This window comes from Falsochrobactrum shanghaiense (assembly GCF_003149535.1).
GTDB classification, from domain to species: domain Bacteria; phylum Pseudomonadota; class Alphaproteobacteria; order Rhizobiales; family Rhizobiaceae; genus Brucella; species Brucella shanghaiense.
Map to the genome: position 1 here is coordinate 39,601 of NZ_QGDB01000002.1, position 24,316 is coordinate 63,916.

Genomic DNA, 24,316 nt, shown 5'->3' on the forward strand with positions numbered 1-24,316 from the left:
CATCACGTAGGCAGCAGGCTTTTGATACCGATAATCGCTACAGAATGAGCAGCGATTATCGGTCTGGCAAAGCCTGTTGCCGTCCCGGTGGCGCTGGCGGTGTGCAGCGCCGAGCGACACTTGTTCAAAGCCTGCTTGAAGATAGGCTTGCAACATGCACTGTCTGGCGGATAGATTGTCATGATTGTTTTGATGATTGGTAGGATCAATTCATGTCTTGTCATGACGGTGCAGATGGAAATTCCTGGCAGCCCAGGCTGGAAATGCGCAAGGGAATAACCAAGCATCGGCTTTTGACGGAAAAAATAGTCGAGGATGTCGACCGGGGAATTCTCCAGCCTTCAATGCGCATGCCGACGCATCGTGATCTTGCCCACCAGCTTGGCCTTTCCGTGCAGACGGTGAGCATCAGCTATAAGGAAGCGGAGCGCCGCGGTTATCTGCGCGGTGAAGTCGGGCGGGGAACCTATGTCTGCAATCGTGTGACGGAGCGCGCCGATAGTTTCATGCTGGACCGCGATCCAAGCGGTGCTGCCGATCTGTCGATCATTCGCGCGGTCTATACGCAAGCGCATGAAAATGCGTCGCGCCAGCTATTCGCCGAACTCAGCCAGAGCGAGAATGCCAACTTCATGCGGCCCTGCCGCCCCATCGCCGGACTTGACCGTCATCGAGGTATTGCGCGCGACTGGTTGCAGGGGCTTTCCGTCGACGTCGATCCGGGGCGCATCGTCATTACCAACGGAGCGGCCCATGGGCTGTTTCTCGCTGTGGCGGCCGTTGTGCAGCCGGGCGAGGTCGTGCTGACCGAAAGCCTGACCGATCACGGCATTATAGGATTGGCGAATGTGCTCGGCTTTACCCTGCGCGGCCTGCCGACCGATGAGCAGGGCATTCTGCCCGATGCATTTGAAGCGGCTTGCGCAGCAGGAGATGTCAGGGCGCTGGTCCATATCCCGACCCTCGGCAACCCGACCGGCCATTTGATGGGGGTCCAAAGGCGTATCGCCATTGCGCAAATTGCCCGGCGCTTTGGTGTCTGCGTGATAGAGGATGAGGTCTACAAGCCCATTCTGGAAGAGAAACTGCCCTCTATCGTCGAACTTTTGCCGGAACTGGGCTTCTTCGTCACCAGCTTCACCAAGACCGTCATGACCGGCTTGCGGACCGGCTATCTCGTCGTTCCCACGCATTATTCCATCCGGGTATCATCCATCCTGCGGGTGACGAGCTGGAGCGGTGTCAATCTGGTTGCCGAAATGGCGAGCCGCTGGATTGAGGATGGAACCACCACTGAACTTCTGGAAATCCAGCGCAGTGAATTGCGCTCCCGGCAGGCGCTGGTGAGTGATATTCTCGGTGCGCATATTCTTGGCAGCAATCCGCTGTCACTCTGTGCCTGGCTGGGAATTCCGCGCAACTGGTCGGAAGACGGGCTGGTTCGTGCGCTGGCCAGCAAGGGGGTGGCGGTCACGCCTTCCGATCCCTTCGTGGCTGGCGGCGACCGCAATCATGGTGGAATCCGCATATGCCTGGGTGGAAGACTGTCACGTCAGGCTTTGCGAAACGCGCTTGAAACCATCCGCGAAACCTTCACGCAATTGCCGCCCGTCTATGACGTAAGCTCGATTGCGTGAGGCTTGATTGATCAAAGAACCGATTGCAGGAACTCCTTGGTGCGTTCCTGTGTGGGCGCATGGAATATCTGGTCGGGTGTTCCCTGTTCGCAGATGCGTCCCTTGTCAAAAAAGCAGACCCGATCGGAAACCTCGCGCGCAAAGCGCATTTCATGGGTGACAAGCAGCATGGTGAGATCGTGCTCCTTTGCCAGACTGCGTATGACGGCCAGAACCTCGCCCACCAGTTGCGGATCAAGCGCCGATGTCGGTTCATCGAACAGAAGCACGCGCGGGCGCATGGCGAGCGCACGCGCAATGGCTACGCGCTGTTGCTGCCCGCCGGAAAGTTGTGACGGATAATGATCCTTCTTATCGGTCAGGCCAACCAGCGAGAGCAGGTCGAGTGCGCGGGCTTCCGCCTCGTCGCGCTTCATGCCCAGTACATGGATCGGCGCTTCGACGATATTGCGCAGCACCGACATATGCGGAAACAGGTTGAAGCTCTGAAACACCATGCCGACATGGGTGCGTATCTTGCGCAAATGTGCTTCGCTGGCCTGAAACCGGCCTTTTCCATTGGGTTCATGATAGGACGTTCCGACCAGTTCAAGCGTGCCTTCCTGAAAGGGTTCCAGCGTCATGAGAATGCGCAGAACCGTCGATTTTCCCGATCCTGAAGGGCCGATCAGCGTTACTTTCTCGCCCGTCGTGACCGAGAAATTGAAGCGATCCAGCACCGTCAGCGCCCCGAAGCGCTTGGTCACGTCCTGAAAGCGGATAATTTCGTCGGTCATTTGAGAGCGATCCCGTTTTTTGGAAGAGTGCGTTCGAGCAGGCGGATGAACGCCGAGCAGATAAGTGTGAGAATGAGGAAGATCAGGCCGACCATCGATAGCGGCACCAGATATTCAAAGGTGCGGTCGCCGATGAGATTGGCGAGGTTGAGCATATCGACAATGCTGACAACGGAAAGCACCGGTGTTTCCTTGAGCATGGAAACCAGATAATTGCCCATGGCCGGAATGATGCGGGGTATGGCCTGCGGAATGACAATATCGCGATAGGTGCGCCATGGCGTCAGATTGAGTGCCCGCGCCGCTTCCCATTGCCCGCGTGCGATAGCGTCGATGCCGCCGCGATAGACTTCGGACGTATAAGCCGAATATTGCAGCCCCAGCGCCAGTGCGCCGGTGAGAAAGGCGGGCAATATGATGCCATAGACCGGCAGCACGTAATAAAGGAAGAAAAGCTGCACCAGCAGCGGTGTGTCGCGCAGGAATTCGACGACCACCACAGTCGGCCAGGATATGAAGACAAAACGGCTGCGGCGCAAAAGCGCAAACACAAGGCCGAGAACCAGCGCGATGGCGAAGCCAGCGGCAGCGGCTTTCAATGTTACGGTAAGCCCGATTGCCAGAATTGGCAGGATCGATATGGCGAAGGAAAGCGAGGACGTGGTGTCCCAGGCGTAACCATAGATCATGCGAAGCCCCCTAGCATCATTTGCCGTTTCAAACGCCGCTCCAGCCAGCGGATAGCCGCGGACAGAACGAGCGCCATGGCGAAATAACCGAGCAATGTGAGGGAATAGATCGTCACGCTATCGAGCGTGAGATTGCGAAGCCGCTGTGCCTGAAAGGTCAGGTCGCTGATCGCAATCAGTGAAGCGAGTGCTGTGTCCTTGAGGTTGTGAATGGCAAGATTTCCGAAAGCTGGCATCATTTCCACCACCGCCTGCGGTAGAATGACATGAAACAGCGTGTGCCCCCTGCTGAAATTGAGCGCCCGCGCGGCCTCGTGCTGGGCTTCGGGCACGGCCTGCAAGGCTCCGCGCACGACCTCCGCGCCATAAGCGCCGATATTGAGGCCAAGCCCCACGATCCCTGTGGTGATCGGGTCGAAGGAAACGCCCATCAGGGGCAGGGCATAGTAAAGCCAGAACAGCTGCACCAGAAGCGAGGTGCCGCGAAAGATTTCGATATAGGCGATTGCAATCGCGGAAAGGATCGGTCCGCCGGCAAAACGGGCAATGCCTGCGGCAAATGCCATGATTGCGCCCAGCGTCATCGAACTCAAAGCGAGAACGATGGTGATTTTTGCGCCTTCAAAAAGGGCAGGAAGATACTCCGTCCAGTTCATTTGGGCGTCTCCCGGCAGGAACAAAATCTGCCGCCCCGGATAAACGGAGCGGCAGGCTCGATAGCGATTATTTTCCGGCGCAAAGGCTTTCGGTATCCGCCGCGCGCGCCGCTTCCACGCTCTCTTCGCTCAGGCCATAGGTCATGAGGATCTTCGCGTAGTCGTCGGTCTTCTTGAACTCGACCAGCTCCTTGTTGAAGGCGTCGAAAAACTCCTTGTCGTCGGGGCGGAAGCTGAAAGCGCCAAAACTTCGTGCGGGCTTGCCGTCAATGACAGGATCGGTGAAAGGATGGGCCTGCTCAAGTTCGGGCGAGTTTTCGACCAGCTTTGCCACGGTCAGTTCCGTTGCCGCATAAGCATCCGCGCGCCCGGTCTGCACGGTGGAGGGCGCATCGGCATTGCCCTGAAGCATCACGATCTGCGAGTCCTCGATGCCCATGGCGTGCAGGAAGTCGATCTGGTCGGCACCCGAAACGATGGCGACCTTTATCGAGGGGTCTTTCTTGATGTCGTCATAGGAGTGAATGTTCTTCGGATTGCCCTTGGGGACCAGAAGTCCTTCACCGTAGCTTGAATTGGGTACACTGAACTGTACCTGCTTGCAGCGTTCGGGCAGGATGGCCTGTTCGGCTGCTACGAACTCAAAGCGCTTGGCTTTCAGTCCGGGGATAAGCGAGCCGAAAGGCGTGACGGTCCAGTCTATTTCTTCCAGACCGAGTTTCTTGAAGATCGCGGCTGCTACGTCCGGGCCGATACCCTTGGCCGCGCCGCTTGCATCCATATAGCCGTAAGGCACTTCGTTGGCGGTGGCGCCGCGAACGAAACCAGCACTTTTGAGCTCGTCCAGAGTTACTGCCTGCGAAGGGATCGTCAAGGCAATGACGGCTGCCGCGGAAAGAAGGGCGGAGATTGTACGAAGTTTCATGCGCATTGTGTTCACTCCTCTGTATGAATGCCGGTTGGTTGTTGCCCCGGCTTTTGCTTCAGGTATTTACGGTTCCTCGCTGATCGTCGCGATCACGGAAAGGCAATCGCCCATTTTGACAAGCCCCGGAAAGTGGCGGGCCGCGAGAATGCCATCGAGTGCCGCGCGATATTCCTGCGGCGCAGCACCGGTGCGGATCACATCATGCACGCGTGCGATCACGTTACCTTTGCGAACCGCTGCGCCCAGATCGACAAGCGGCTCCAGAAGTCCGTCATTTTCGGCAAAGCCGAAACAATCCTGTGAGGGCATATCGAGCCATGTAGTGGGCGAATGCTCGACCCCGCCTTCCAGAATGCCCGCATGGCGCAGAACATTGCTGATCCCACGTTTCGCAATTGCCGCCGTGCGCGCTGAAATCGTGCCGCCGCCCGAAAGTTCGGTGGTGACAAATAATTTGCCCGCTTCTTCTGCGGTCGTATCATACATGCCAACGGCGTCGATTTCGATCATCCGCATGGAAAAAGGCGCCGAAAAAGCCTTTACAGCGGCAAAGCAACGGGCCTCCTGCGCTTTATCCGGCAAGGCATGCGCTGCCGCATAGGGCAGGAAATCGAGCGTGCGGCCGCCGGAATGAAAATCCATGACGATGTCGGCTGCGGGCAGAAGATAGCGTGTGAAATAGTCCGCAATCTTTTCCGTGACCGTTCCGTCCGGGCGACCGGGAAAGCTGCGGTTGAGATTGCCCTTGTCGATGGGCGAGGTGCGTGTTCCGGCCATGAAGGCGGGAAAATTCATCGCAGGCACGATGATGACGCGTCCGTTTATCCGTTCGGGTTTCAGATTGACGGCAAGATCGTAAAGGGCCACCGGGCCTTCATATTCGTCGCCATGATTGCCGCCCGTCAGGAGCGCGGTCGGTCCGTCACCATTGCGAATGACGCAGATCGGCAGCATCAGCGACCCCCACGCAGAATCGTCGCGCGACCATGGCAGGCGCAAATGCCCGTGCTGCACGCCGTCGCGCTCAAGATCGATGGTCGGCGTGATGGGAGAGGGGCGGGGTGGCGTCGTATGCATCATCGCCTAATCCTTGACGACCAGTTTGCGCGGCACGCTGGAAAGGCATTCGACACCCGTATCCGTAATGACGATGCTTTCGGTGATTTCCAGTCCCATGGTTTCAAGCCACAGGCCGGACATGAAATGGAAGGTCATGCCCGGTTGCAGCTCGGTGCGATCACCGGAACGAAGGCTCATGGTGCGCTCGCCCCAATCGGGCGGATAGGAAAGCCCGATCGAATAGCCGGTGCGGTTGTCCTTGACGATACCGTATTTTTTCAGCACGGCGAAAAAGCCATTGGCAATATCTTCGCATGTATTGCCGGGGCGGGCGGCTGCAAGCCCGGCCTCCATTCCTTCAAGCGTCGCCTTTTCCGCGTCCAGAAATGCCTGTGTCGGCTTGCCGAGAAAGACCGTGCGCGAGAGCGGGCAATGATAGCGCTTATAGCAACCGGCGATTTCGAAAAACGTGCCTTCGCCGGTTTTCATCGGCAGGTCGTTCCATGTGAGATGCGGCGCCGAAGCGTCGATGCCGGAGGGCAATAGCGGCACGATGGCCGGATAATCACCGCCAAACCCATCGACGCCGCGAATGCCCGCATCGTAGATTTCAGCGACGAGATCGCATTTTCTCATGCCCGGCTCGATCTTTTCGACAATGCGCTGGTGCATGGCTTCAACGATACGTCCGGCCTTGCGCATATAATCGATTTCGGTAGGGCTTTTGACTGCGCGCTGCCAGTTGACGAGGCCCTGCGCATCCTTGAAGCGCGCATTGGGAAGGTGCTTCTGCAAGGCGTGGTGGGCAGCAGCCGTATACCAGTAATTATCGAATTCAACGGCGATGGTGCTTTTGCCCCAGCCGCGTTCTTCTATGGTCGCGGCCAGCAAATCCATCGGATGCCGCTCGGTGGACTGCACGTAATGATCGGGATAGCCGATGATATTGTCGTGGCTCAGCCATGCCGTGCGCTTTGCGCCATTGCCGTCCTGCCCGCGTCCGTACCAGATCGGCTCTCCGTCCATCGCCAGCACGACGCATTGATGCACATAGAAGGACCATCCGTCATAACCGGTCAGCCAATGCATGTTCGACGGATCGGTGACGATGATCAGATCGATGCCTGCCTTTTCCATGGCATGCCGGGTTTTTGCGATCCGCTGATCATATTCCGCGCGGGTAAAGTTGAGTTCCGCACTCATTGGCTGGCTCCTGCAATTTTGCTTGAATCGATTTTCATCCCGGCGCTGTGCGCAGCGGCGCGCTGTGTGGCAAGGCGCGCGATGGCCGTGTCCTGAACGCCGGTGCCGGTGAGGTCGCATAATGTGATGTCGTCCGGCCTGCGTTGAAGCGTTCTGGCATCAAGAATGATCTGGCCGAGTTCCGGAAAGCTGGCATTCGCATCGACAATTCCGGCGGCTATCGCATGATGCAATTCGCCAAGTCTGCGTGTCTGCTTGAGATTGTCGGCGACATAGATGACAGAGCGGCGAAAGACCGCCGGATCGATCTCGTTTTTATGTTCGGCATCCGAACCCATGGCGGTTATATGCTGGCCGGGTTCCAGCCAGTCGGCCTGAAGAAGCGGTTTTTCCGATGGTGTCGTGGTGATGAGAATATCGCTGCCCCGGCAGGCTTCGCGCGGATCGGCGACGGCTCTGACATCAATGCCGAGTTTTTCGGCCAGCGCCTTCGCGGTGCTTTCGGCTTTCGCCCTGTCCCGCGCCCAGATCCGCGCTTGCGTGATGGGGCGCACGAGCATCAAAGCTTGCAATTGCAGCCCCGCTTGCATGCCTGCGCCGAAAACAGTCGCGATGCCTGCATTTTCGCGCGCAAGATATTTTGCGGCAACAGCACCGGCTGCGGCAGTGCGCACGTCGGTCAGATAGCCATTATCAAGCAATAATGCCTCAATAAGCCCGGTTTTCGCCGAAAACTGGATCATCAAGCCATTGGTTGAAGGAAGGCCGATTGAAGGATTGTTGAAAAAACCGGGGCTGATCTTGATAGCAAAGCTGTCCAGCCCCGGAATATAAGCGGTTTTCACATCGACTTCGCCGCGTTCGGCGGGAATATCGAGGCGCAGGATTGGCGGCATCTGCACACCACCGCTGGCAAGTGCCCGAAATGCATCTTCAATGCAGGCAATGCTTTCGCGATCCAGCGTCACAAACTGCCGGAGATCGCTTTCAGTCAGAATAGTCATTGTTGCCATCAGCCTGCCCTCAGATAGCTTTGTTCCATGATTGCGCGGTGCTGTTCGGGGTCGATATTGCCGCCCGATATGATGATCGCCGTTGGCCCTTCGGGCCGGATTTTTCCTGCAAGCATGACTGCGATACCCACAGCCGCAGCCCCTTCGATGATTTCGCCCTCCGTCATCGCCGCATGCCGGATACCGGCGGCGATTTCTTCCTCATCAAGCAGGATCACATCATCGAGCAAGGCCCGGCACATATTGAAAGTCCAGCGATTGTGCAGGCCGATGCCCCCGCCCAAAGAATCGGCCAATGTGTCGAGTTCTTCAACCTCCACCGGCTTTCCCGCTGCAAGGCTGGCTTGCATGGCGGCCCCCCGCCGCATGGAAACACCGATTACTTTCGCTTCTGGTCGTTTGGCCTTGATCGCTGCCGCAATTCCGGCGGCTAGCCCGCCTCCAGATAAAGGCACGAGCACCGTTGCCACATCGGCAAGTGCGTCGACGATCTCCAGTCCGATGGTTCCCTGACCGGCGATGATGCGCGGATCGTCAAAGGGCGGGATCTCGTTCATGCCCTTTTCGCGCACGAACCGCTCCGCTTCCGCCATCGCTTCATCCTGCGATTTGCCGATAATGCACACTTGCGCGCCAAGCTTGCGAATGGCTTCGACCTTGTTATGCGGCACAAGTCTTGAAAGGCAGATCGTGGCCCTTAGCCCCAGCGCGGATGCGGCATGTGCCAGCGCGCGCCCATGATTGCCGGTGGAGGCGGTCACAAGCCCTTTACGTTGCTCTTCTTCAGACAGGCACAAAAGCGCATTGGTCGCGCCGCGCAGCTTGAAGCTGCCGGTGGGCTGATAATTTTCAAGTTTGAGAAAGACCGGCACACCCATTTGCCCGCTCAGGCTTTCAGAACGGACAAGCGGCGTGGTTGCGACATGGGGCTTCAGCCTTTCACGCGCCGCCTCTATTTCTGCAATGCCAACCATCCCCGTCACGACGCCTGCCACTCCAAGCAAAGGATTGAAGGGTAACGAAGCGTTGTCAGGGCGCGACGGCAGATGAGTATATTTCGGGCGCAATAAAGCCCCCTTGCGAAACCGTAAGGCCGCATCCTCGTTCCCCATATATTTATTACTTATTGTTGGCACTATGTTTGGAAGAGCATATAGATCATGTCAATGATTATATTGGATCATTACAATTTTGACCTGTAGCGGTTTTTGGCTTGCCCGATCTTGTCTCCGGGAAGCGGCCATGCCAATGAGAAGGGCACAAGATGCAATCTCGTCTCGCCGACACTGGAACCGTGCAATGAAAACTGCTCCCAAGCTTGATGCCGTCGATCTGCGTATTCTCCAGGCAGTGCAGGAAAATGCGCGGATTACCAGATCGGCGCTTGCGGAAAAGGCCGGTCTTTCACCCACGCCCTGCTGGCTGCGGCTGCGTAAGCTTGAAGAAGCGGGCATCATTACCGGCTATCATGCGCATATCGCTTCGCGCAAGGTTGCATCCATCGCGCATGTCATCGTGCAGATCACGCTCGGAAATCATCGCCAGAGCGATTTCGACCGCTTTGAGCGCGCGGTTTGCGCTATTCCTGAAATTGTGTCCTGCTGGTCGGTCGGCGGTGGCGTCGATTATTTCCTGATGATTGCGGCGCACGATATAGACAGCTATCAGCGTCTGATCGATCGTATGCTAGACCAGAATATCGGGATCGAGCGCTATTTCACCTATATCGTGACCAAGCTGGTCAAGGACGAGAAGACCAGTCTGCCCTTATCCTTGCTGGCAGAGCAATCCGAATAGACCGATCTGCCTGTCCGGCGGGGCAAGAATAGTCCAATTCATTCGTCCGGCATCGCTCTTTAGTCCGATTGTCGCTCCAGATCGTGTCATGCTTTTCCGTAGAAACGGGAGAAGCATAATGAACGCCATTCTGGATCATCCGATAGGGCATGACGGCCTTGGCAGGCTTCAGGACAAACATCTTTTCCGCGAATTGGCCTATATTGACGGGCGCTGGGTGGCGGGTAAAAACGCAGAGACCTTTGCCGTCACCGATCCGGCGACAGGCAGGCGGCTTGCCCGCGTCGCAAGCCTTGATGAAGCGCAGGCGGTGCTTGCCATCGATGCGGCAGAAAAAGCCTTTCCTGCGTGGCGCAGTCGGTTGCCGCAGGAGCGTGCGGCAATATTGCGCCGCTGGTATGAGCTTGTCCTTGCGAACCGTGAGGATCTCGCGGTGCTCATGACGCTGGAACAAGGCAAGCCGCTTGGCGAATCCCGTGGTGAAATCGATTATGGCGCCTCCTTCATCGAATGGTTCGCGGAAGAAGCGAAGCGCCTTAATGGCGAGACCATAGCAAGCCATCTGCCCGATGCGGAAATGCTGGTGCGCCGTGAAGCGCTTGGTGTTGTTGCGCTGGTAACACCGTGGAATTTTCCCAATGCCATGATTACGCGCAAGGCCGCAGCAGCCATCGCAGCGGGCTGTCCCGTCGTTATCCATCCCTCATCGGAAACACCGCTTTCCGCCCTGGCGCTGGTCGAACTTGCAGAACGGGCGGGCATGCCGGCGGGCGTCTTCAATATCGTCACAGGGAAAGCCGCTCCGATTGTCGATGCGTTTTGCCGTGACGAACGTGTGCGCGCACTCAGTTTTACGGGTTCCACCGAGATCGGCAAGATGATCGCCGGCAAATGTGCTGCAACCGTAAAGCGGCTTGTCATGGAACTGGGCGGACATGCGCCGCTGATTATCTTCGACGATGCTGACATCGACCGCGCTGCGGATATTGCGATGGCTGCAAAATTTGCCACTTCCGGGCAGGATTGCCTCGCCGCGAACCGCATATTCGTGCAGCGCGGTATTTATGAAGCCTTTGCGGACGCTTTCGCATCGCGCATCGCCGCGTTGAAGGTCGGAAACGGGCTTGATCCCGCGACCGAAATCGGCCCGTTAATGCATGGTCGCGCCGTCGATAAAGTAGAAGAACATGTACATGACGCTTGCGAGCGCGGCGCGAAAATTCGCGTCGGCGGCAATCGCGTCGAGAGTGACACGCTGTTCTTCGAGCCGACATTGCTTGTCGATGTGCCTCACGACGCGGCGCTCATGCATGAAGAAACATTCGGTCCGGTGGCGGCGATCAGCGTTTTCGATAGCGAAGAAGAGGTGATCGCACGCGCCAATGCCACGCAATATGGCCTCGTCGCCTATGTGGTGACGGCCAATGGTGCAAGGCAGCTTCGTATGGGCCGGGCGCTCGAATATGGCATGGTCGCCATCAACCGCGCCAAAATCACCGGCGCGCCCATTCCTTTTGGCGGCTGGAAACAGTCGGGGCTGGGGCGCGAAGGCGCGCATCAGGGCATCGAGGCTTTCACCGAACTCAAATATCTGTGCATCGATACCGTCGCTTGAATGCGTCGTGACAGGAAAGGACATGACAATGTTGAATAAAAGCAATGAACTTACCGCTTGGGATCGCGACCATTTCTTCCACCCTTCCACGCATATGGGTATGCATGCGCGCGGCGAAACGCCAACGCGCGTGCTGGGCGGCGGTGAAGGGGTCTTTATTACCGATGTGAACGGGCGCAAGAGCCTCGATGCCTTTGCCGGGCTTTATTGCGTCAATGTCGGCTATGGCCGCAAGGAAATCGCCGATGCAATCGCCAAACAGGCGCATGAACTTGCCTATTACCACGCCTATGTCGGGCATGGGACCGAAGCGTCGATTACGCTTTCCAAAATGATTATCGACCGCGCGCCGGACCATATGAGCCGGGTCTATTTTGGCCTGTCCGGTTCCGATGCCAATGAGACCAACATCAAGCTGATCTGGTATTACAATAATATTCTGGGTCGCCCGGAAAAGAAGAAAATCATTTCGCGCTGGCGCGGCTATCACGGCTCCGGCGTCATGACCGGCAGTCTGACGGGGCTTGGCGCTTTCCACAATGCGTTCGATCTGCCGCGCGCGCCCATTCTTCATACCGAATCTCCCTATTATTTCCGCCGCCCGGATCGCTCCATGAATGAAGAGCAGTTTGCGCAATATTGTGCGGACAAGCTGGAAGAAATGATCCTTGCCGAAGGGCCGGATACGATTGCCGCCTTTATCGGCGAGCCGGTGTTGGGGACTGGCGGAATCGTGCCGCCGCCTGCCGGTTACTGGCAAAAAATTCAGGCCGTTCTCGACCGCTACGATATTCTGCTTGTGGCTGATGAAGTCGTGACCGGCTTTGGCCGTCTGGGCAGCATGTTCGGCTCGGAGCATTATGGCATGAAGCCTGATCTGATTACCATCGCCAAGGGACTCACTTCCGCTTATGCGCCATTATCAGGCTCAATCGTGTCCGAGCGCATGTGGAAGGTGCTCGTACAGGGTTCGGACCAGATGGGGCCGATCGGTCACGGCTGGACCTATTCCGCGCATCCGATTTGTGCGGCGGCGGGGGTTGCCAATCTGCAACTCATCGATGAACTGAAGCTGGTAGAAAATGCCGGTTCTACCGGCGCTTATTTCCGTAAAACCTTGCAGGATGCGCTTGCCGATCACAAACATGTGGGCGAAATTCGCGGCGAAGGTCTGATGGCGGCAATCGAATTTGTCGAAGATCGCGATGATCGCAAGTTTTTTGATGCGTCGCAGAAGATCGGCCCGCAAGTATCGGCGGCACTTCTTGCCAATGGCGTCATCGGACGCGCCATGCCGGAGGGCGATATTCTGGGGTTTGCGCCGCCCCTTTGCCTGACCCGTGACGAAGCAGATCAGATTGTCGCAGCAACGAAGAAAGCCGTTGTAACAGTATTTGGATAGCGCATTCTGGCTTGCTGCCGATCCGGCCGCAAGGGCTAGTAATGCGATTCAGACCGAGGCGACATCACGCACGCGCAGCCACGCCTCGGTCAGATGGCGACCGATCACCTCCTTGAGCCGTTTGGCGTCACGCATTTCCAGTGCTTCCATCATCTCGACATGTTCGCCCACCGCCGCCGCCCATTTGACCGGACCTTCATGGCCGACGAAGCGGATGCGCTTCAGACGGGTCTGCAAGATCGCATGCACATCCGACAAGGCGGCATTGTCCGCCAGCGCGACGATTGCAAGATGTATGCTCTGGTTGAGCTTGTAATAGGTCAGGCGATCGCCGTGCTCATAGGCGGCAACCATTTCATCATGCATGTGGCGGATATTGGCGATGCCTGCATCGGAAGCGACCTCGCAGGCACGCTCCGCAGCCAGTTGCTCAAGTGATTTGATCACCTCAAGCATATCGCGCGTTTCCTTGGAGGTGAACTTTTTGACCACAGCGCCCCGGCGCGGGACCAGTTCGACCAGACCTTCGCTGGCGAGATATTTGAGCGCCTCGCGCAATGGCGTGCGCGATACTCCGAGCCGCGCGCACACCTGTGCCTCGTTGATCTTGTTTCCCGGCTGCAACTCGCCCGTAATAATCATGTCGCGCAGGCGATTGAGGATCGCTTCGTGAAGTGAAAACCTGCCGATCTGATCAGCCGGTAATGGCTGCGTCGCGGTATCGAGCTCTGTGGCTTCCAAGCGCATTCCTCCCTTTTCTTCTGGCTAAGCAGTTCCAAATCACTTGTCAATTTAAACAAAAGTATTTTGTATGCAAAATAATTGATACATAATTGTTAAAACGCTATGCTTGATGAAATGCCTGATTCGGAGGATCGGACATTTCAACGAGTTGGTGAGGGAGATACCCCAGCCATCGAGTTGGCTGAGTACTCTGTGGAGGAGTTGAGTACATGTGGGATGCAAAGAGCTGGCCCATTGCGGCAGCGATGATTCCTTTTCCCGGCAAGCGTGCCGACGGCAGCCTGGTGCAGGATTCGGGGCCGGATGTGTGGGCGGAAAGCCTCACGGACGTGGCCGATGCTGGTTTTAACGCCGTTGATCCGACAGATTCCTGGTTGCGTATTGCTGATCTTGATGCGGCGCGGCGTGCCGATTTCATGGCGCTTTGCGGCGATCTCAGCCTGTCTGTCCCGGCTATTTCCACCTCACGCCGCAGCGTGATCGATCCCGTGCTTGGTGCCGAGCACCTTGCCTATGGCCATCGCGTTATCGATTGCGCCGCCGAAATCGGCGCAGGCTATGTCAGCTTCGGCTTCTTTGGCCCTCTCACGCCTGCCCAGCAAAAAGCATTATGGTTCTGGACCGAGCCGGGCGAGAAAAACCCCGACGATGCCGCCACTTACAAGCTGGCCCTTGAGCGCATTCGCGAGCTTGGCCGCCATGCCGATGAAGTTGGCGTGCAGGTCTCGCTGGAGATGTATGAAGACACCTATATCGGGACGGCAAAAGACGCCGTGCGTTTTGCCACCGATCTCGACATGCCTTCGGTCAAGCTCAATCTGGACATCGGCAACCTCATCCGGCTTCACCGGCCCGTCGAGCCATGGCAGGAAATGATGGCCCTTTGTGCGCCATTTGCCGGTTACTGGCACGTCAAGAACTACTATCGGATGGAAGACACGGCCACCGGGCAAATCCTCACCCATCCCGCACCGCTGCTTGGCGGCACGATCAACTGGCGTGCGGCCATTCGCGAAGCCCTGAAACATGGCTTCAACAGTCCGTTCCTTGTTGAACATTATGGCGGTGACGGTCTGGGCATTTGTGCTCTGAACCGCGAATATATCCGTCAGGTTCTTGCCAGCGGAACGGATAAAAAATGACGCATATATTCGATGCTCCTGAAGATTTCGCCGCAACGGCCCTTGCGGGTTTTTGCCATGCATATCGCAATCATGTCCGCGCCGTGCCTCATGGTGCCCTGCGCGCGGCGGCTTCGCCCAAAGGCAAGGTCGCGCTCGTCGTTGGTGGAGGGTCAGGCCATTATCCGGCGTTTCTTGGCTATGTGGGGCAGGGCTTTGCCGATGGCGCGGTAGCCGGTGATGTTTTTGCCTCGCCATCCACCAGTGCTGTGGCGCAGGTCGCACGCCTTGCCAATAAGGGGGGCGGCGTCATTCTCGGTTTTGGCAATTATGCCGGGGACGTGCTTAATTTTGGCGCTGCTGCGGAACGGCTGCGGGCCGATGGCATTGATGTGCGCATTCTTGCAGTCACTGACGATGTGGCCAGCGCGAAGCTTGAAGAAGCCCATAAACGCCGCGGTATTGCCGGTGATTTTCTGGTCTTCAAGATTGCGGGCAGTGCTGCCGAAGCAGGGCTGGACATCGATGAAGTTGAGGTGATTGCCCAGCGTGCAAACAAAAACACCGTTTCCTTTGGTGTAGCCTTTGATGGCTGCACACTCCCCGGACAGGGCGCTCCGCTCTTTACTGTCGATAAGGGAACCGTCGCTCTTGGCCTTGGTATCCACGGCGAACCCGGCATTCGCAATGAGCCGATGGTCAGCGCGCGTGAAATGGCCGACATGCTGCTCGCGCCATTATTGAACGAGCGTCCCGCAGGGCACAATGGCCGCATTGCGGTTGTGCTCAACGGGCTGGGCCGGACCAAATATGAAGAGCTTTTCGTTCTTTGGCACCATGTCGCCGCACGGCTTGAAAATGAGGGCATGACCATCATCGAGCCGGAAGTGGGCGAACTTGTAACCAGCCTCGACATGGCCGGCTGCTCGGTTTCTCTCACCTGGCTTGATGAAGAGCTGGAGAAATTCTGGTGCGCCCCTGCGGATGCTCCCGCTTTGCGTCGCGGCATCGTGGCCGTGCCTGCCGGGACCAGCGATGAAATTATTGTCGATGAAACCACAAGCCCTATAGAGGCCGCTTCCGAGGAGGGCCGCAAGTCTGGTGCCTGTGTCGCGCAACTGCTTGCGCGCATGGCAGCAACGCTGGCTGATGCAGAAGAGGAACTGGGCCGGATTGATGCGCAAGCAGGCGATGGCGATCATGGACAGGGCATGGCACGCGGATCACGCGCTGCTGCGCAAGCCGCTGCTCACGCTGTAAAGGAAGGCGCAGGCCCTGCAACCGTGCTTGCCCTTGCGGGCGATGCCTGGGCGGATCGCGCAGGCGGCACCTCCGGCGCCCTTTGGGGTGTGGCTCTGCGTGCGCTCGGCACCACGCTCGATAATGATGCTGTAATCAGTGCGGCCAATCTGGCCGCAGCGGTGCAATCCGCATTGGACGCGGTGGTTCGTCTTGGCGGCGCAAAACCCGGCGACAAGACCCTCGTTGATGCCTTCATCCCCTTCAGCGAGGCTTTTTCAGCCGAAGTCGAAAAAGGCCGATCCTTGCCACAAGCATGGAAGCTGGCAGCGGAGAAAGCAACCGAGGCTGCTAAGGCAACCGCAAAGCTTACGCCAAAACTTGGCCGCGCCCGCCCGCTGGCCGAGCGCAGCATCGGCCATCCCGATGCAGGCGCAATTTCGCTGGCCCTTTGCGCCCGCACAATCGCAGACGAATTGGCCAAAAGCCGGTGAGTGACGGCAGGCACATGACAAACCAGACGTGCTTTCGGGCATCTGCTGATTTCAGGAAATGAATGTCGTTTCCCCCGATGAACGACAAAGGATAAAGGAACAAACAATGCGGACTGCACTTGCGATTGGTGATGCCAACGGCGTGGGCCCGGAACTTGCCGCAAAGCTTCTTGCTCATTCCGACATGGCGGACCGCGACGTTATCATCGTGGGCGACGCCAGAGTTTTCAAAATGGGTCAGGACCATGCGGGGGTGACGCTTGATATTCCGGTGCTGCAGGCCGACGAACTGGTCAATGGCCTTCCCTCCGGCAAGGTCTTTGTCGATCTGGCAAATTTTGATCCGGCAAAGCTGACGCTGGGCCAATCCAGCGCTGAAGCGGGCAAGGCTTCGCTGCAAAATTTTGCTGCCGTTCTCCGCCTTGCCGATGCGGGACTGGCCGATGTGGCCATGTTCACCCCGTTCAACAAGCACTCGATGCGCTTGTCCCGCCCGTCTTATATCGATGAAATCGGCTTTATCGACTCGGCCATCAATGCCGCACGCAGCGGCCGTGAATTCAACGTGCTTGATGAAGTCTGGAACGCGCGCGTGACCTCGCATATTCCACTGCGCGAAGTGGCGTCCAGGCTCAGCGTCGAGCGTATTCTAGACAGCCTGCGGCTGACCGATGAAGTGCTGACCGGCGCGGGCAAACCCAATCCGCGTATTGGCGTGGCAGCGCTCAACCCCCATGCCGGCGATGGCCGCAATTTCGGCCATGAAGACGACGATATTATCGCTCCCGCAGTCGAACAGGCGGTCGCTGAAGGCATCAACGCCAAGGGGCCTATTCCGTCCGATACGGTTTTCGTTCGCGCCATTCGCGGTGAATTCGATGCCGTCATGACCATGTATCATGATCAGGGCCAGATCGCGATGAAGCTGATCGGCTTTGACCGCGGTGTCACGCTGATTGCCGGCTATGGCTTCCCGCTGGTCACGCCTGCACATGGCACGGCTTTTGACATTGCCGGTCAGGGCAAGGCAGATCTCGGCGCAACGCTTGCCGCCGCCAATCTGGGGGTGTCGCTCGCAAAACTCAACCCGGTTCGTGAAAAACGCAAATTACAGGCCGACTGGGCATTAAATTCAGTTCACTAATGCATATTGCTGCGGAGTTATGCGTAAACAAAACTCGAAAGATCAAATGTTTTTGGACCTGATATATGGCTTTGTATTTTAGGGACGATCACTTGGATAACTGGGCTGCCAAATCACAATACACTCATGCGCAGTGCAAAGCGTGGTGAGCATCAGTATTGCCCACAAGCTGCAAAAAATATTCTTGGGAGGAGAGTAATTATGGCTCAAGAGTTAGGGGCCCGTCCAATGCGTAGCATGGGCTTGTCGAAATGGTGGACGGACGGTGGAGCTTTACTGACGTTAACTCTCTTAATATTTGCTGGGCTGATTCTGCTTCCGTTGTTCTCCCTCATTACTGAAGCGTTCACAGATAATTCTGGACGGCTGACGTTCATGAATTTTATACGAGCATTGCAAAGCCGCTACAACCTCAACTCGATTATTAATACCTTGGCATTATCTGGCGCCGTGGCGCTAATTAGTCTGGCTTTGTCCGCTATTTTTTCTTTTGGCGTAACCCGCACCCGCATGTGGGGTAAGGGGCTTTTCCATGCCACCGTATTAATATCGATTATAAGCCCAGGGTTCTTGATTGCTTTCGCGTATGTTCTGTTATTCGGTCCAAACTCCGGTTTTATCAATGTCGCCATACGCGATCTATTGGGTCTAGAGACCTTAGTGGGGCCTTTTAATATCTATTCCCTGACCGGCTTTGTGCTGCTGAGCGTTCCGATGGGTATCGGCATCTGTTCATTGCAATTGATCCCATCATTGACAAGTCTTGACAGTTCTATGGAGGAAGCCAGCCGTATTGCGGGAGCTGGGCCAGTATCCACCTTATTCAGAGTTACCTTCCCAATCATTTCACCGGCTTTATTTTCCGGCTTCATTCTTACTTTCACGCTGACTCTGGCAACCTATGGTACGGCACAGGTGCTTGGGATAAATGTATTGTCAATTTCTATTCGGCAATCGTTACTTGTTGTGGATGACATGAAAGAAGCTTCAGTTCTTTCAGTGCTCGCAACAGTAATTGCGGTTATAGCTGTCATAATTTATCGACGTTCCATACGTGCGCAAAAACGTTATGAAACCGTTGGGCATCGTGGGGCACGCAACACCATTGTTGATATTGGTTCCTGGCGTCATGTCTTAACTGTAATGACATTCATTTATACTTTCTTTGCCTGCATATTGCCTTACGCTACATTAATTTATGTTTCTTTATTGAAGGCAACATCACTAGGATTCAGCTGGGATAATATCACTTTCGATCATTATACGGGTCTTGTCACTGATGCGTTTACGCGTAATGCGCTGGTCAATAGCTTGATATTGTCAAGTGTTTCCGCATTCATTGTTGTGATACTGGGTCTGGTCTGCGGATATATTCTGGTTCGGACTAAAGCGACAGGGCGTGACCTTGTCGATTACATTGCTATTCTACCATTGGGGTTAGCAGGAACGGCGTTCGGCATCGCTGTGCTCGTGACCTATTTGAACCCTCCTTTCCAGTTCCTCGGGCTGCCAGGCACACTGTCTATTCTCGTACTCGCATATGTTGCTCACTATGTCTCTTTTGGCGTTCGAGGAATCCAAACGGCCCTTATGCAAATTTCTACGGAGCTATCGGAAGCAGCCCGTATGACTGGCGCGTCAAAGTTTAAAACACTGCTTGATGTTGATCTGCCACTCATTGGCGGAGCTATCATATCAGTCGCCGCACTTGTCTTCGTGTTGTGCTTCCCGGAGCTCTCCATGTCGATCATGTTGCGCTCGGTCGATACGCAAGTGGTCTCCACAGCATTGCTGGGCCGCTGGGAAGGCGAAGGGGGGTTGCAGGGCGCGGCAGCAATGGCTGTTCTTATGTTTGCTTTGATTGCAGTAAGTCTAGGGCTCATCTATGCCGCCACTATAAAGCGTAAAAAATAACGAAACCAAGGAGGAGAAGTAAAATTATGAATAGAAGAACGTTCACAAGGTTGTTCGCAGCAGCAAGCATCATAGCAAGTAGTGTGTTTGTAGCTCCTGTTAATGCTCACGCTGAAGCAGAACTGAATATCTACACAGGCGTCCCGCGGGATCAGGCAGAGGTTGTGCTGGAGCATTTTAAAAATGCATACGGAAAGCCGGTTAAGTTCAATATACTATATGGCCCAACTGAAGAAATCATTGCTCAGGTAGGGATGGAGATTCGGAGCGGAAAGTCAAAAGCTGATGTTTTGTGGACGGATATGCCACAAATACAAGCTCTGGGACGGCGCAACGAAGGTCTTTATCATACGATTGAATCAAAACATTTCGATGATTTGCTGGATCAGGTTCGTGTTGGTGAGTATCAGAAAACCGCTCCAGTCGGGATGATGCTCTATGTTATTGGATTTAATACTGGACAAATCTCGAAAGAGGATGCTCCGACGTCTTTCGCTCAAATGCTGGATCCAAAATGGGCCAACAAAATCGTTATGGCTAACCCGCAGAGTTCTGCAGGCGTGCATAATCTCTTTTGGATGGTCACGCAGCATTTAGGTGGCAAAGAACCCTATGGCTGGGATTTTTTTTCCAAGCTGAAGGACCTCAATCCACAATATGTCAGCGCGCATGGGCCGATCAGAGATTTGCTTGTGAGTGGCGAAAGGCCTTTGGGATTCCAATTATCGTTCTATCTGACCGATCCGATTGCTCGCGGTGAGAAGGTCTGGTGGAATTGGCCTGAAGAGGGCGTCCCGGCTGGACAATTTGCTGTTTCAGTCATCGATAATGGCAAGGATCCCGAGCCAGGCCTAGCCTTTGCCGATTGGTTATTGAGCCCGGAAGGCCAGAAGGTTACTTCCGACATTGTCTCTCTTGTCCCTGTCAATACCAAGGTCGAGATCAAATTTCCCGACGGGTCAGCTCCCGCAGATCTTAATCTGGTGCCGGTCGACACCGTTTATATCACGGAAAACCGGCCTGAAATTATCCGCGAATTCCAAAATGCTGCTGGCGTCCGCTAGTGGTCTGATTCCGGCATGCGAATCCGGAGTTTGTTTACAGATAGTTCCAGGGTGATGCGAATTTCAAATTCGCCACACTGACCTGAATAGAAGAAAGACAACTAACTATGACCGCACTGCGTCTTGAAAATGTCCGTAAGGACTTTGGTAGCTTTTCGGCCGTTGATGGCATCAACCTTGAATTAGCAGAAGGCGAACTGGTTGCACTGCTGGGGCCGAGCGGCTGCGGCAAGACGACAACATTGCGCATGATTGGTGGGCTTGAACATCCTACAGATGGGAAGATTGTTCTTGGAAACTCAGTGATAGCGTCTCGGGGGGATTCCGTCCCCCCGGAACGTCGGGATATGGGAATGGTATTTCAAAGTTATGCTCTTTGGCCACACATGACCGTCACCGACAATATAGCCTATGGGCTGCGCAAGCGTAACGTAAGTAATGATGACATCACACGTCGAGTCCGTGAGATGTTAAGCTTTGTTGAAATGGTTGGGTTCGAGAAACGTTTGCCCAGTGAACTAAGTGGCGGGCAACAACAAAGAGTTTCTGTCGCACGGGCATTGGCTACACAGCCGCGAATTGTACTGTTTGATGAGCCGCTGTCGAACTTGGACGCTACGCTGAGAGAAACAATGCGATTTGAGCTTCGTCGGATTCATCAGCGGTCCGCTTTGACTGGAATTTATGTAACTCATAGTCAAGAAGAAGCATTTGCACTGGGAGACCGTGTGGCAGTAATGCGCAATGGTCGTATTGAGCAAATTGCTGCCCCTACCGAATTATATGAACGTCCTGCTAACGAGTTCGTAGCTCAATTCGTTGGTCTGGCTAATCTATTCGAAGCACAAGTCGAGAAAATCAATGAAAAAACAGCCTCCGTTAAGCTGTCGTCTGGACGCTCTTTAACCGCGACACTTCTTACGGAAGCGAAAGTGGGACAAACCGTTCGGATCATGATCCGCCCGGAAAACCTCCATCTTTGCACAAGTGAGGCGGTGGCGGACGATATATTCATAGGCCGAGTAACTGATGTTGTATTTTCCGGAGCGCAGATCGATTTTTTTGTTGATACACCCGATGGTTTGATCAGAGTTCAAAAGCTTGGCGGTCCGCGCCCTTCCAGTGACGAGACAGTGCGATTGAGAGTTCAGAAAGAACACGTCATGGTCATAGGTATATTATGAACCAATTGCGGCAAAGCATTACTATATTAGCAACTGGATGGCATAAATGGAATTACCTCGAATTTTGACTGAAAGAGTTGTTGCAAAACTAGGGGGCCACCAAGAAAACCTCGATGATCTTATCCGTGTTTGGCCATACGTTGCTGAGCTGTGCGACATTGTGGACCGACAGCTATCTGATCAAGATGAACCTGCCAATGTGTTTACCGCTCTAACACCCAAAATGGAATGATTATGCAAGAGCTTACTACTCTTTCGATTGCAAGCTTGCGTCGACTTCTTGTTCAGAGAGAGGTCAGTGCGAGTGAGTTGACTGAAGCTTATTTAAGTAAACTGGAAAAGCATGATCCAGCATTGCACAGCTTCGTGGTTGTTACGGCGGAGTTGGCGGTTGATGCCGCTAAACATGCCGCAGAAAAATCTGGCGCATTAACCGGAATCCCGTTTGGCATCAAAGATGTTATTGATCTGAAAGGCGTTCCTACGACCGGGCAATCCCGGAGCCGTGCAAATCATATTGCTGAGCATAACAGCACTGTGGTCGAAAGACTTTGCGAGGCTGGTGCGGTCCCGTTGGGTAAGACGGCCACCTGGGAGTTTGCTCATGGGGGGCCATCATGGGATATTCTATTTCCCCCCGCTCGCAATCCATGGGATTTAAACCGCAGTCCATCCGGTTCTTCTTCAGGGTCTGCGGCAGCAGTGGCCGCAAGGCTTACCCCCTTTGCTTTAGGTACAGATACGGGGGGATCGATCCGAACACCAGCTGCCGTATGTGGCGTAGTTGGATTGAAGCCAACTTACGGACTCGTGAGTCGCGGAGGGTGTATTCCAAACTCATTTTCGCAGGATCATATTGGTCCGATCACTGGTACGGTTGAAGATGCGGCGATCGTTTTAGAGGCCATAGCCGGTTATGATGTCTACGATTCAGGCAGCGTAAACCGCGAGAGAGTTCAATATATCGGTTACTTGGAACAAGCGGTCCCGAGAGGTTTGCGGGTAGGCGTTCCGTGGAAATGGTTCACTCAGGATTCTCCGGTAAGTTTGGCGGTTTTATCCGCTTTCGAAGCCTCGATGAAAGTACTCGCCAGTTTGGGTGCTGAACTGGAGGAAGTGGAACTCCCACCATTACACGAATTTGAAGCTGTTAAAAAAATAATCGCCTTATCAGATCTTTATTCGTTGCACGGCCCGGTTTTACGCCATTCACCGGAACTTTTGGGAAGCAACCTTCGAGGCCGGATCGTGGCGGGTGCCTTGCTTCAAGCCGATGATCTCGTTCAGGCGCAACGCTTACGCGGGCTGTTACAGCGCGCTATGAATAAAGTTTTTAATCAGGTAGAAATTTTGGCTCTTCCTATGTCTGAGCCGGCAAGCGTGCTGAGAGCCGAGCCACCAGAGTCCCTATTTGAAACCCTTGGTTTTGCTTCGCCTTTTAATGTGACCGGCCATCCTGCCATCAGTATCCCAAATGGAAAAACCAAAGATGGGCTTCCCTTGAGTCTTCAACTTGTTGGTCGGCATTTTTGCGAGGCACGATTGTTGAATGTAGCGCATCAGATGGAACTGGTATTTGATAGTATCGTCGGCCATCCTGCTGGATATATGTAATGAAGGTGGAGTAAGGGAACAGTTGCCGGTCTTGCAGTAAAAAGCTCAACCGGGTATTCAGCCATCCGATTATCCTTCCTGCGGTGCGTAAACATTTTTTGCTTGCAACGATGCAGGAATAGGACAGGCACGAGACCGGATCATATGCCGGGACCAGACACCTGACGCAGCCCCATCAATTTTTCTTGCCGTAAAAACTGAACTGCTTCTCGCAGGAAGGCTTGACATCCACTTTGGATTTATAGAGTGTATCCAATTATCGTATTCAAATACGGGATGTCAGGAATGGCGAAGTTTTCTGCAAGCCAGCGAGTGGCGGATCATATGCGCAAGGCCATCCTCTCGGGCGACATCCTTCCCGGAGGTCGCCTGATACAGGAACAAATCGCTGAAGCATTGGGCGTGTCACGTATTCCTGTTCGGGAAGGGCTGAGGCTTCTCGAAGCGGAAGGATTGGTGGTTTACGAGAAAAACAGTGGCTATTCAGTAGCGCGGATGGATGCGGCTCAATTGCACAGTACCCAGCGCATTCGGCAGTTGCTGGAGGCTGAAGCGGTTCGGCAGGCTGCATCGGCGGGTCGCCTCGGTCCCGCTCTTGCGGGAGCCATGAAGCAACAGCATCTCAATCTTCAACAATTGCCGGTGGATGAGACGGTAGCGGTCGCAACAAAAACGCGGGCCTTCCACTTCACGCTTTTCGAAGCCTGCTGTGAGCCGGTCCTGCTGCGCATATTGCGCAACCTGTGGGATAACACCGATAGCTGGCGCACCATTTATTACCGGCTGATCTTTGCTTCCGATGCGGAGCATCGGGCAGCGGTCTTTGCCGAACATCGTCACCTTATCGAGCTTGTGGAGAGCGGGCAGCCTGAAGCCGTAATCGAGCTTCTCGACAGCTTGCGTTCAAATGGTATCGCGGCCGTTGAATCCGCGGTCGTACGAAGTCGTGGACAGGAGAACCGGGTTCAGGCGCATCTCATGATGCGCGCACTCCAAATGTAAAAATCAAAAAACAAAGGGGAA

The 24,316-nt window shown here is 55.1% G+C and carries 21 protein-coding genes; 12 read left to right on the forward strand and 9 right to left on the reverse strand.

What is annotated here, in order from left to right:
* Positions 1-212: 212 nt before the first annotated feature.
* Positions 213-1,637, forward strand: coding sequence for a MocR-like ectoine utilization transcription factor EhuR (gene ehuR / locus DKP76_RS04180; RefSeq protein ID WP_109705209.1), 1,425 nt, complete (start codon positions 213-215; stop codon positions 1,635-1,637).
* A gap of 11 nt (positions 1,638-1,648) precedes the next feature.
* Here the strand turns inward: ehuR and ehuA are convergent, their stop codons facing one another.
* The 8 genes from ehuA to eutB form a co-directional block, all read right to left on the reverse strand.
* Positions 1,649-2,413, reverse strand: a complete 765-nt coding sequence (gene ehuA / locus DKP76_RS04185; RefSeq protein WP_109705210.1) for an ectoine/hydroxyectoine ABC transporter ATP-binding protein EhuA — start codon at positions 2,411-2,413, stop codon at positions 1,649-1,651.
* Positions 2,410-3,102, reverse strand: coding sequence for an ectoine/hydroxyectoine ABC transporter permease subunit EhuD (gene ehuD, locus DKP76_RS04190; RefSeq protein WP_109705211.1), 693 nt, complete (start codon positions 3,100-3,102; stop codon positions 2,410-2,412). The genes ehuA and ehuD overlap by 4 nt, the downstream gene beginning before the upstream one ends.
* On the reverse strand, positions 3,099-3,758 hold the full coding sequence (ehuC, locus tag DKP76_RS04195) for an ectoine/hydroxyectoine ABC transporter permease subunit EhuC (RefSeq protein ID WP_109705212.1): 660 nt from the start codon (positions 3,756-3,758) through the stop codon (positions 3,099-3,101). The genes ehuD and ehuC overlap by 4 nt, the downstream gene beginning before the upstream one ends.
* Before the next feature lie 67 nt (positions 3,759-3,825).
* Positions 3,826-4,689, reverse strand: coding sequence for an ectoine/hydroxyectoine ABC transporter substrate-binding protein EhuB (gene ehuB / locus DKP76_RS04200; protein WP_109705213.1), 864 nt, complete (start codon positions 4,687-4,689; stop codon positions 3,826-3,828).
* Positions 4,690-4,749: 60 nt separating this feature from the next.
* On the reverse strand, positions 4,750-5,766 hold the full coding sequence (doeB, locus tag DKP76_RS04205; protein ID WP_109705214.1) for a N(2)-acetyl-L-2,4-diaminobutanoate deacetylase DoeB: 1,017 nt from the start codon (positions 5,764-5,766) through the stop codon (positions 4,750-4,752).
* 3 nt (positions 5,767-5,769) lie between these two features.
* Positions 5,770-6,948, reverse strand: a complete 1,179-nt coding sequence (doeA, locus tag DKP76_RS04210) for an ectoine hydrolase DoeA (protein WP_109705215.1) — start codon at positions 6,946-6,948, stop codon at positions 5,770-5,772.
* Positions 6,945-7,961 (reverse strand): cyclodeaminase, encoded by a 1,017-nt coding sequence (locus tag DKP76_RS04215; RefSeq protein ID WP_109705216.1) that lies wholly within the window; start codon positions 7,959-7,961, stop codon positions 6,945-6,947. The genes doeA and DKP76_RS04215 overlap by 4 nt, the downstream gene beginning before the upstream one ends.
* The gene (eutB, locus tag DKP76_RS04220) at positions 7,961-8,935 is read right to left on the reverse strand and encodes a hydroxyectoine utilization dehydratase EutB (RefSeq protein ID WP_109705217.1); all 975 of its coding nucleotides are present in this window, start codon (positions 8,933-8,935) and stop codon (positions 7,961-7,963) included. Before eutB ends, DKP76_RS04215 begins: the two co-directional genes overlap by 1 nt.
* A gap of 325 nt (positions 8,936-9,260) precedes the next feature.
* Between eutB and DKP76_RS04225 the strand changes: the two genes are divergently transcribed.
* The 3 genes from DKP76_RS04225 (at position 9,261) to DKP76_RS04235 (ending at position 12,775) form a co-directional block, all read left to right on the forward strand.
* A complete protein-coding gene (locus tag DKP76_RS04225) occupies positions 9,261-9,758 on the forward strand; it encodes an Lrp/AsnC family transcriptional regulator (RefSeq protein ID WP_109705218.1) in 498 nt (165 codons plus the stop codon).
* A gap of 118 nt (positions 9,759-9,876) precedes the next feature.
* Positions 9,877-11,373 carry an NAD-dependent succinate-semialdehyde dehydrogenase gene (locus tag DKP76_RS04230; RefSeq protein ID WP_109705219.1) on the forward strand — a complete coding sequence of 499 codons (1,497 nt, stop codon included), beginning with the start codon at positions 9,877-9,879 and terminating at the stop codon, positions 11,371-11,373.
* A 28-nt stretch (positions 11,374-11,401) separates the two neighbouring features.
* Positions 11,402-12,775, forward strand: coding sequence for an aspartate aminotransferase family protein (locus DKP76_RS04235; protein ID WP_109705827.1), 1,374 nt, complete (start codon positions 11,402-11,404; stop codon positions 12,773-12,775).
* Positions 12,776-12,823: 48 nt separating this feature from the next.
* Here DKP76_RS04235 and DKP76_RS04240 read toward each other — a convergent pair whose 3' ends face one another.
* Positions 12,824-13,516 (reverse strand): GntR family transcriptional regulator, encoded by a 693-nt coding sequence (locus DKP76_RS04240; protein ID WP_245410140.1) that lies wholly within the window; start codon positions 13,514-13,516, stop codon positions 12,824-12,826.
* A 212-nt stretch (positions 13,517-13,728) separates the two neighbouring features.
* Here DKP76_RS04240 and DKP76_RS04245 point away from each other — a divergent pair, with 212 nt between their 5' ends.
* From DKP76_RS04245 to DKP76_RS04280, 8 genes are all read left to right on the forward strand, one after another.
* The gene (locus DKP76_RS04245; protein ID WP_109705221.1) at positions 13,729-14,661 is read left to right on the forward strand and encodes a sugar phosphate isomerase/epimerase family protein; all 933 of its coding nucleotides are present in this window, start codon (positions 13,729-13,731) and stop codon (positions 14,659-14,661) included.
* On the forward strand, positions 14,658-16,373 hold the full coding sequence (locus tag DKP76_RS04250) for a dihydroxyacetone kinase family protein (protein WP_109705222.1): 1,716 nt from the start codon (positions 14,658-14,660) through the stop codon (positions 16,371-16,373). Before DKP76_RS04245 ends, DKP76_RS04250 begins: the two co-directional genes overlap by 4 nt.
* A gap of 106 nt (positions 16,374-16,479) precedes the next feature.
* A complete protein-coding gene (locus DKP76_RS04255) occupies positions 16,480-17,517 on the forward strand; it encodes a 4-hydroxythreonine-4-phosphate dehydrogenase PdxA (protein ID WP_109705223.1) in 1,038 nt (345 codons plus the stop codon).
* Between the two features lie 201 nt (positions 17,518-17,718).
* Positions 17,719-19,431 (forward strand): ABC transporter permease, encoded by a 1,713-nt coding sequence (locus DKP76_RS04260; protein WP_158279406.1) that lies wholly within the window; start codon positions 17,719-17,721, stop codon positions 19,429-19,431.
* Positions 19,432-19,457: 26 nt separating this feature from the next.
* Positions 19,458-20,495 carry an ABC transporter substrate-binding protein gene (locus tag DKP76_RS04265; protein WP_109705225.1) on the forward strand — a complete coding sequence of 346 codons (1,038 nt, stop codon included), beginning with the start codon at positions 19,458-19,460 and terminating at the stop codon, positions 20,493-20,495.
* 107 nt (positions 20,496-20,602) lie between these two features.
* On the forward strand, positions 20,603-21,679 hold the full coding sequence (locus tag DKP76_RS04270) for an ABC transporter ATP-binding protein (protein ID WP_109705226.1): 1,077 nt from the start codon (positions 20,603-20,605) through the stop codon (positions 21,677-21,679).
* Positions 21,680-21,913: 234 nt separating this feature from the next.
* Positions 21,914-23,293, forward strand: coding sequence for an amidase (locus tag DKP76_RS04275; protein ID WP_158279407.1), 1,380 nt, complete (start codon positions 21,914-21,916; stop codon positions 23,291-23,293).
* A 285-nt stretch (positions 23,294-23,578) separates the two neighbouring features.
* Positions 23,579-24,295, forward strand: coding sequence for a GntR family transcriptional regulator (locus DKP76_RS04280; protein ID WP_158279408.1), 717 nt, complete (start codon positions 23,579-23,581; stop codon positions 24,293-24,295).
* Positions 24,296-24,316 lie beyond the last annotated feature (21 nt).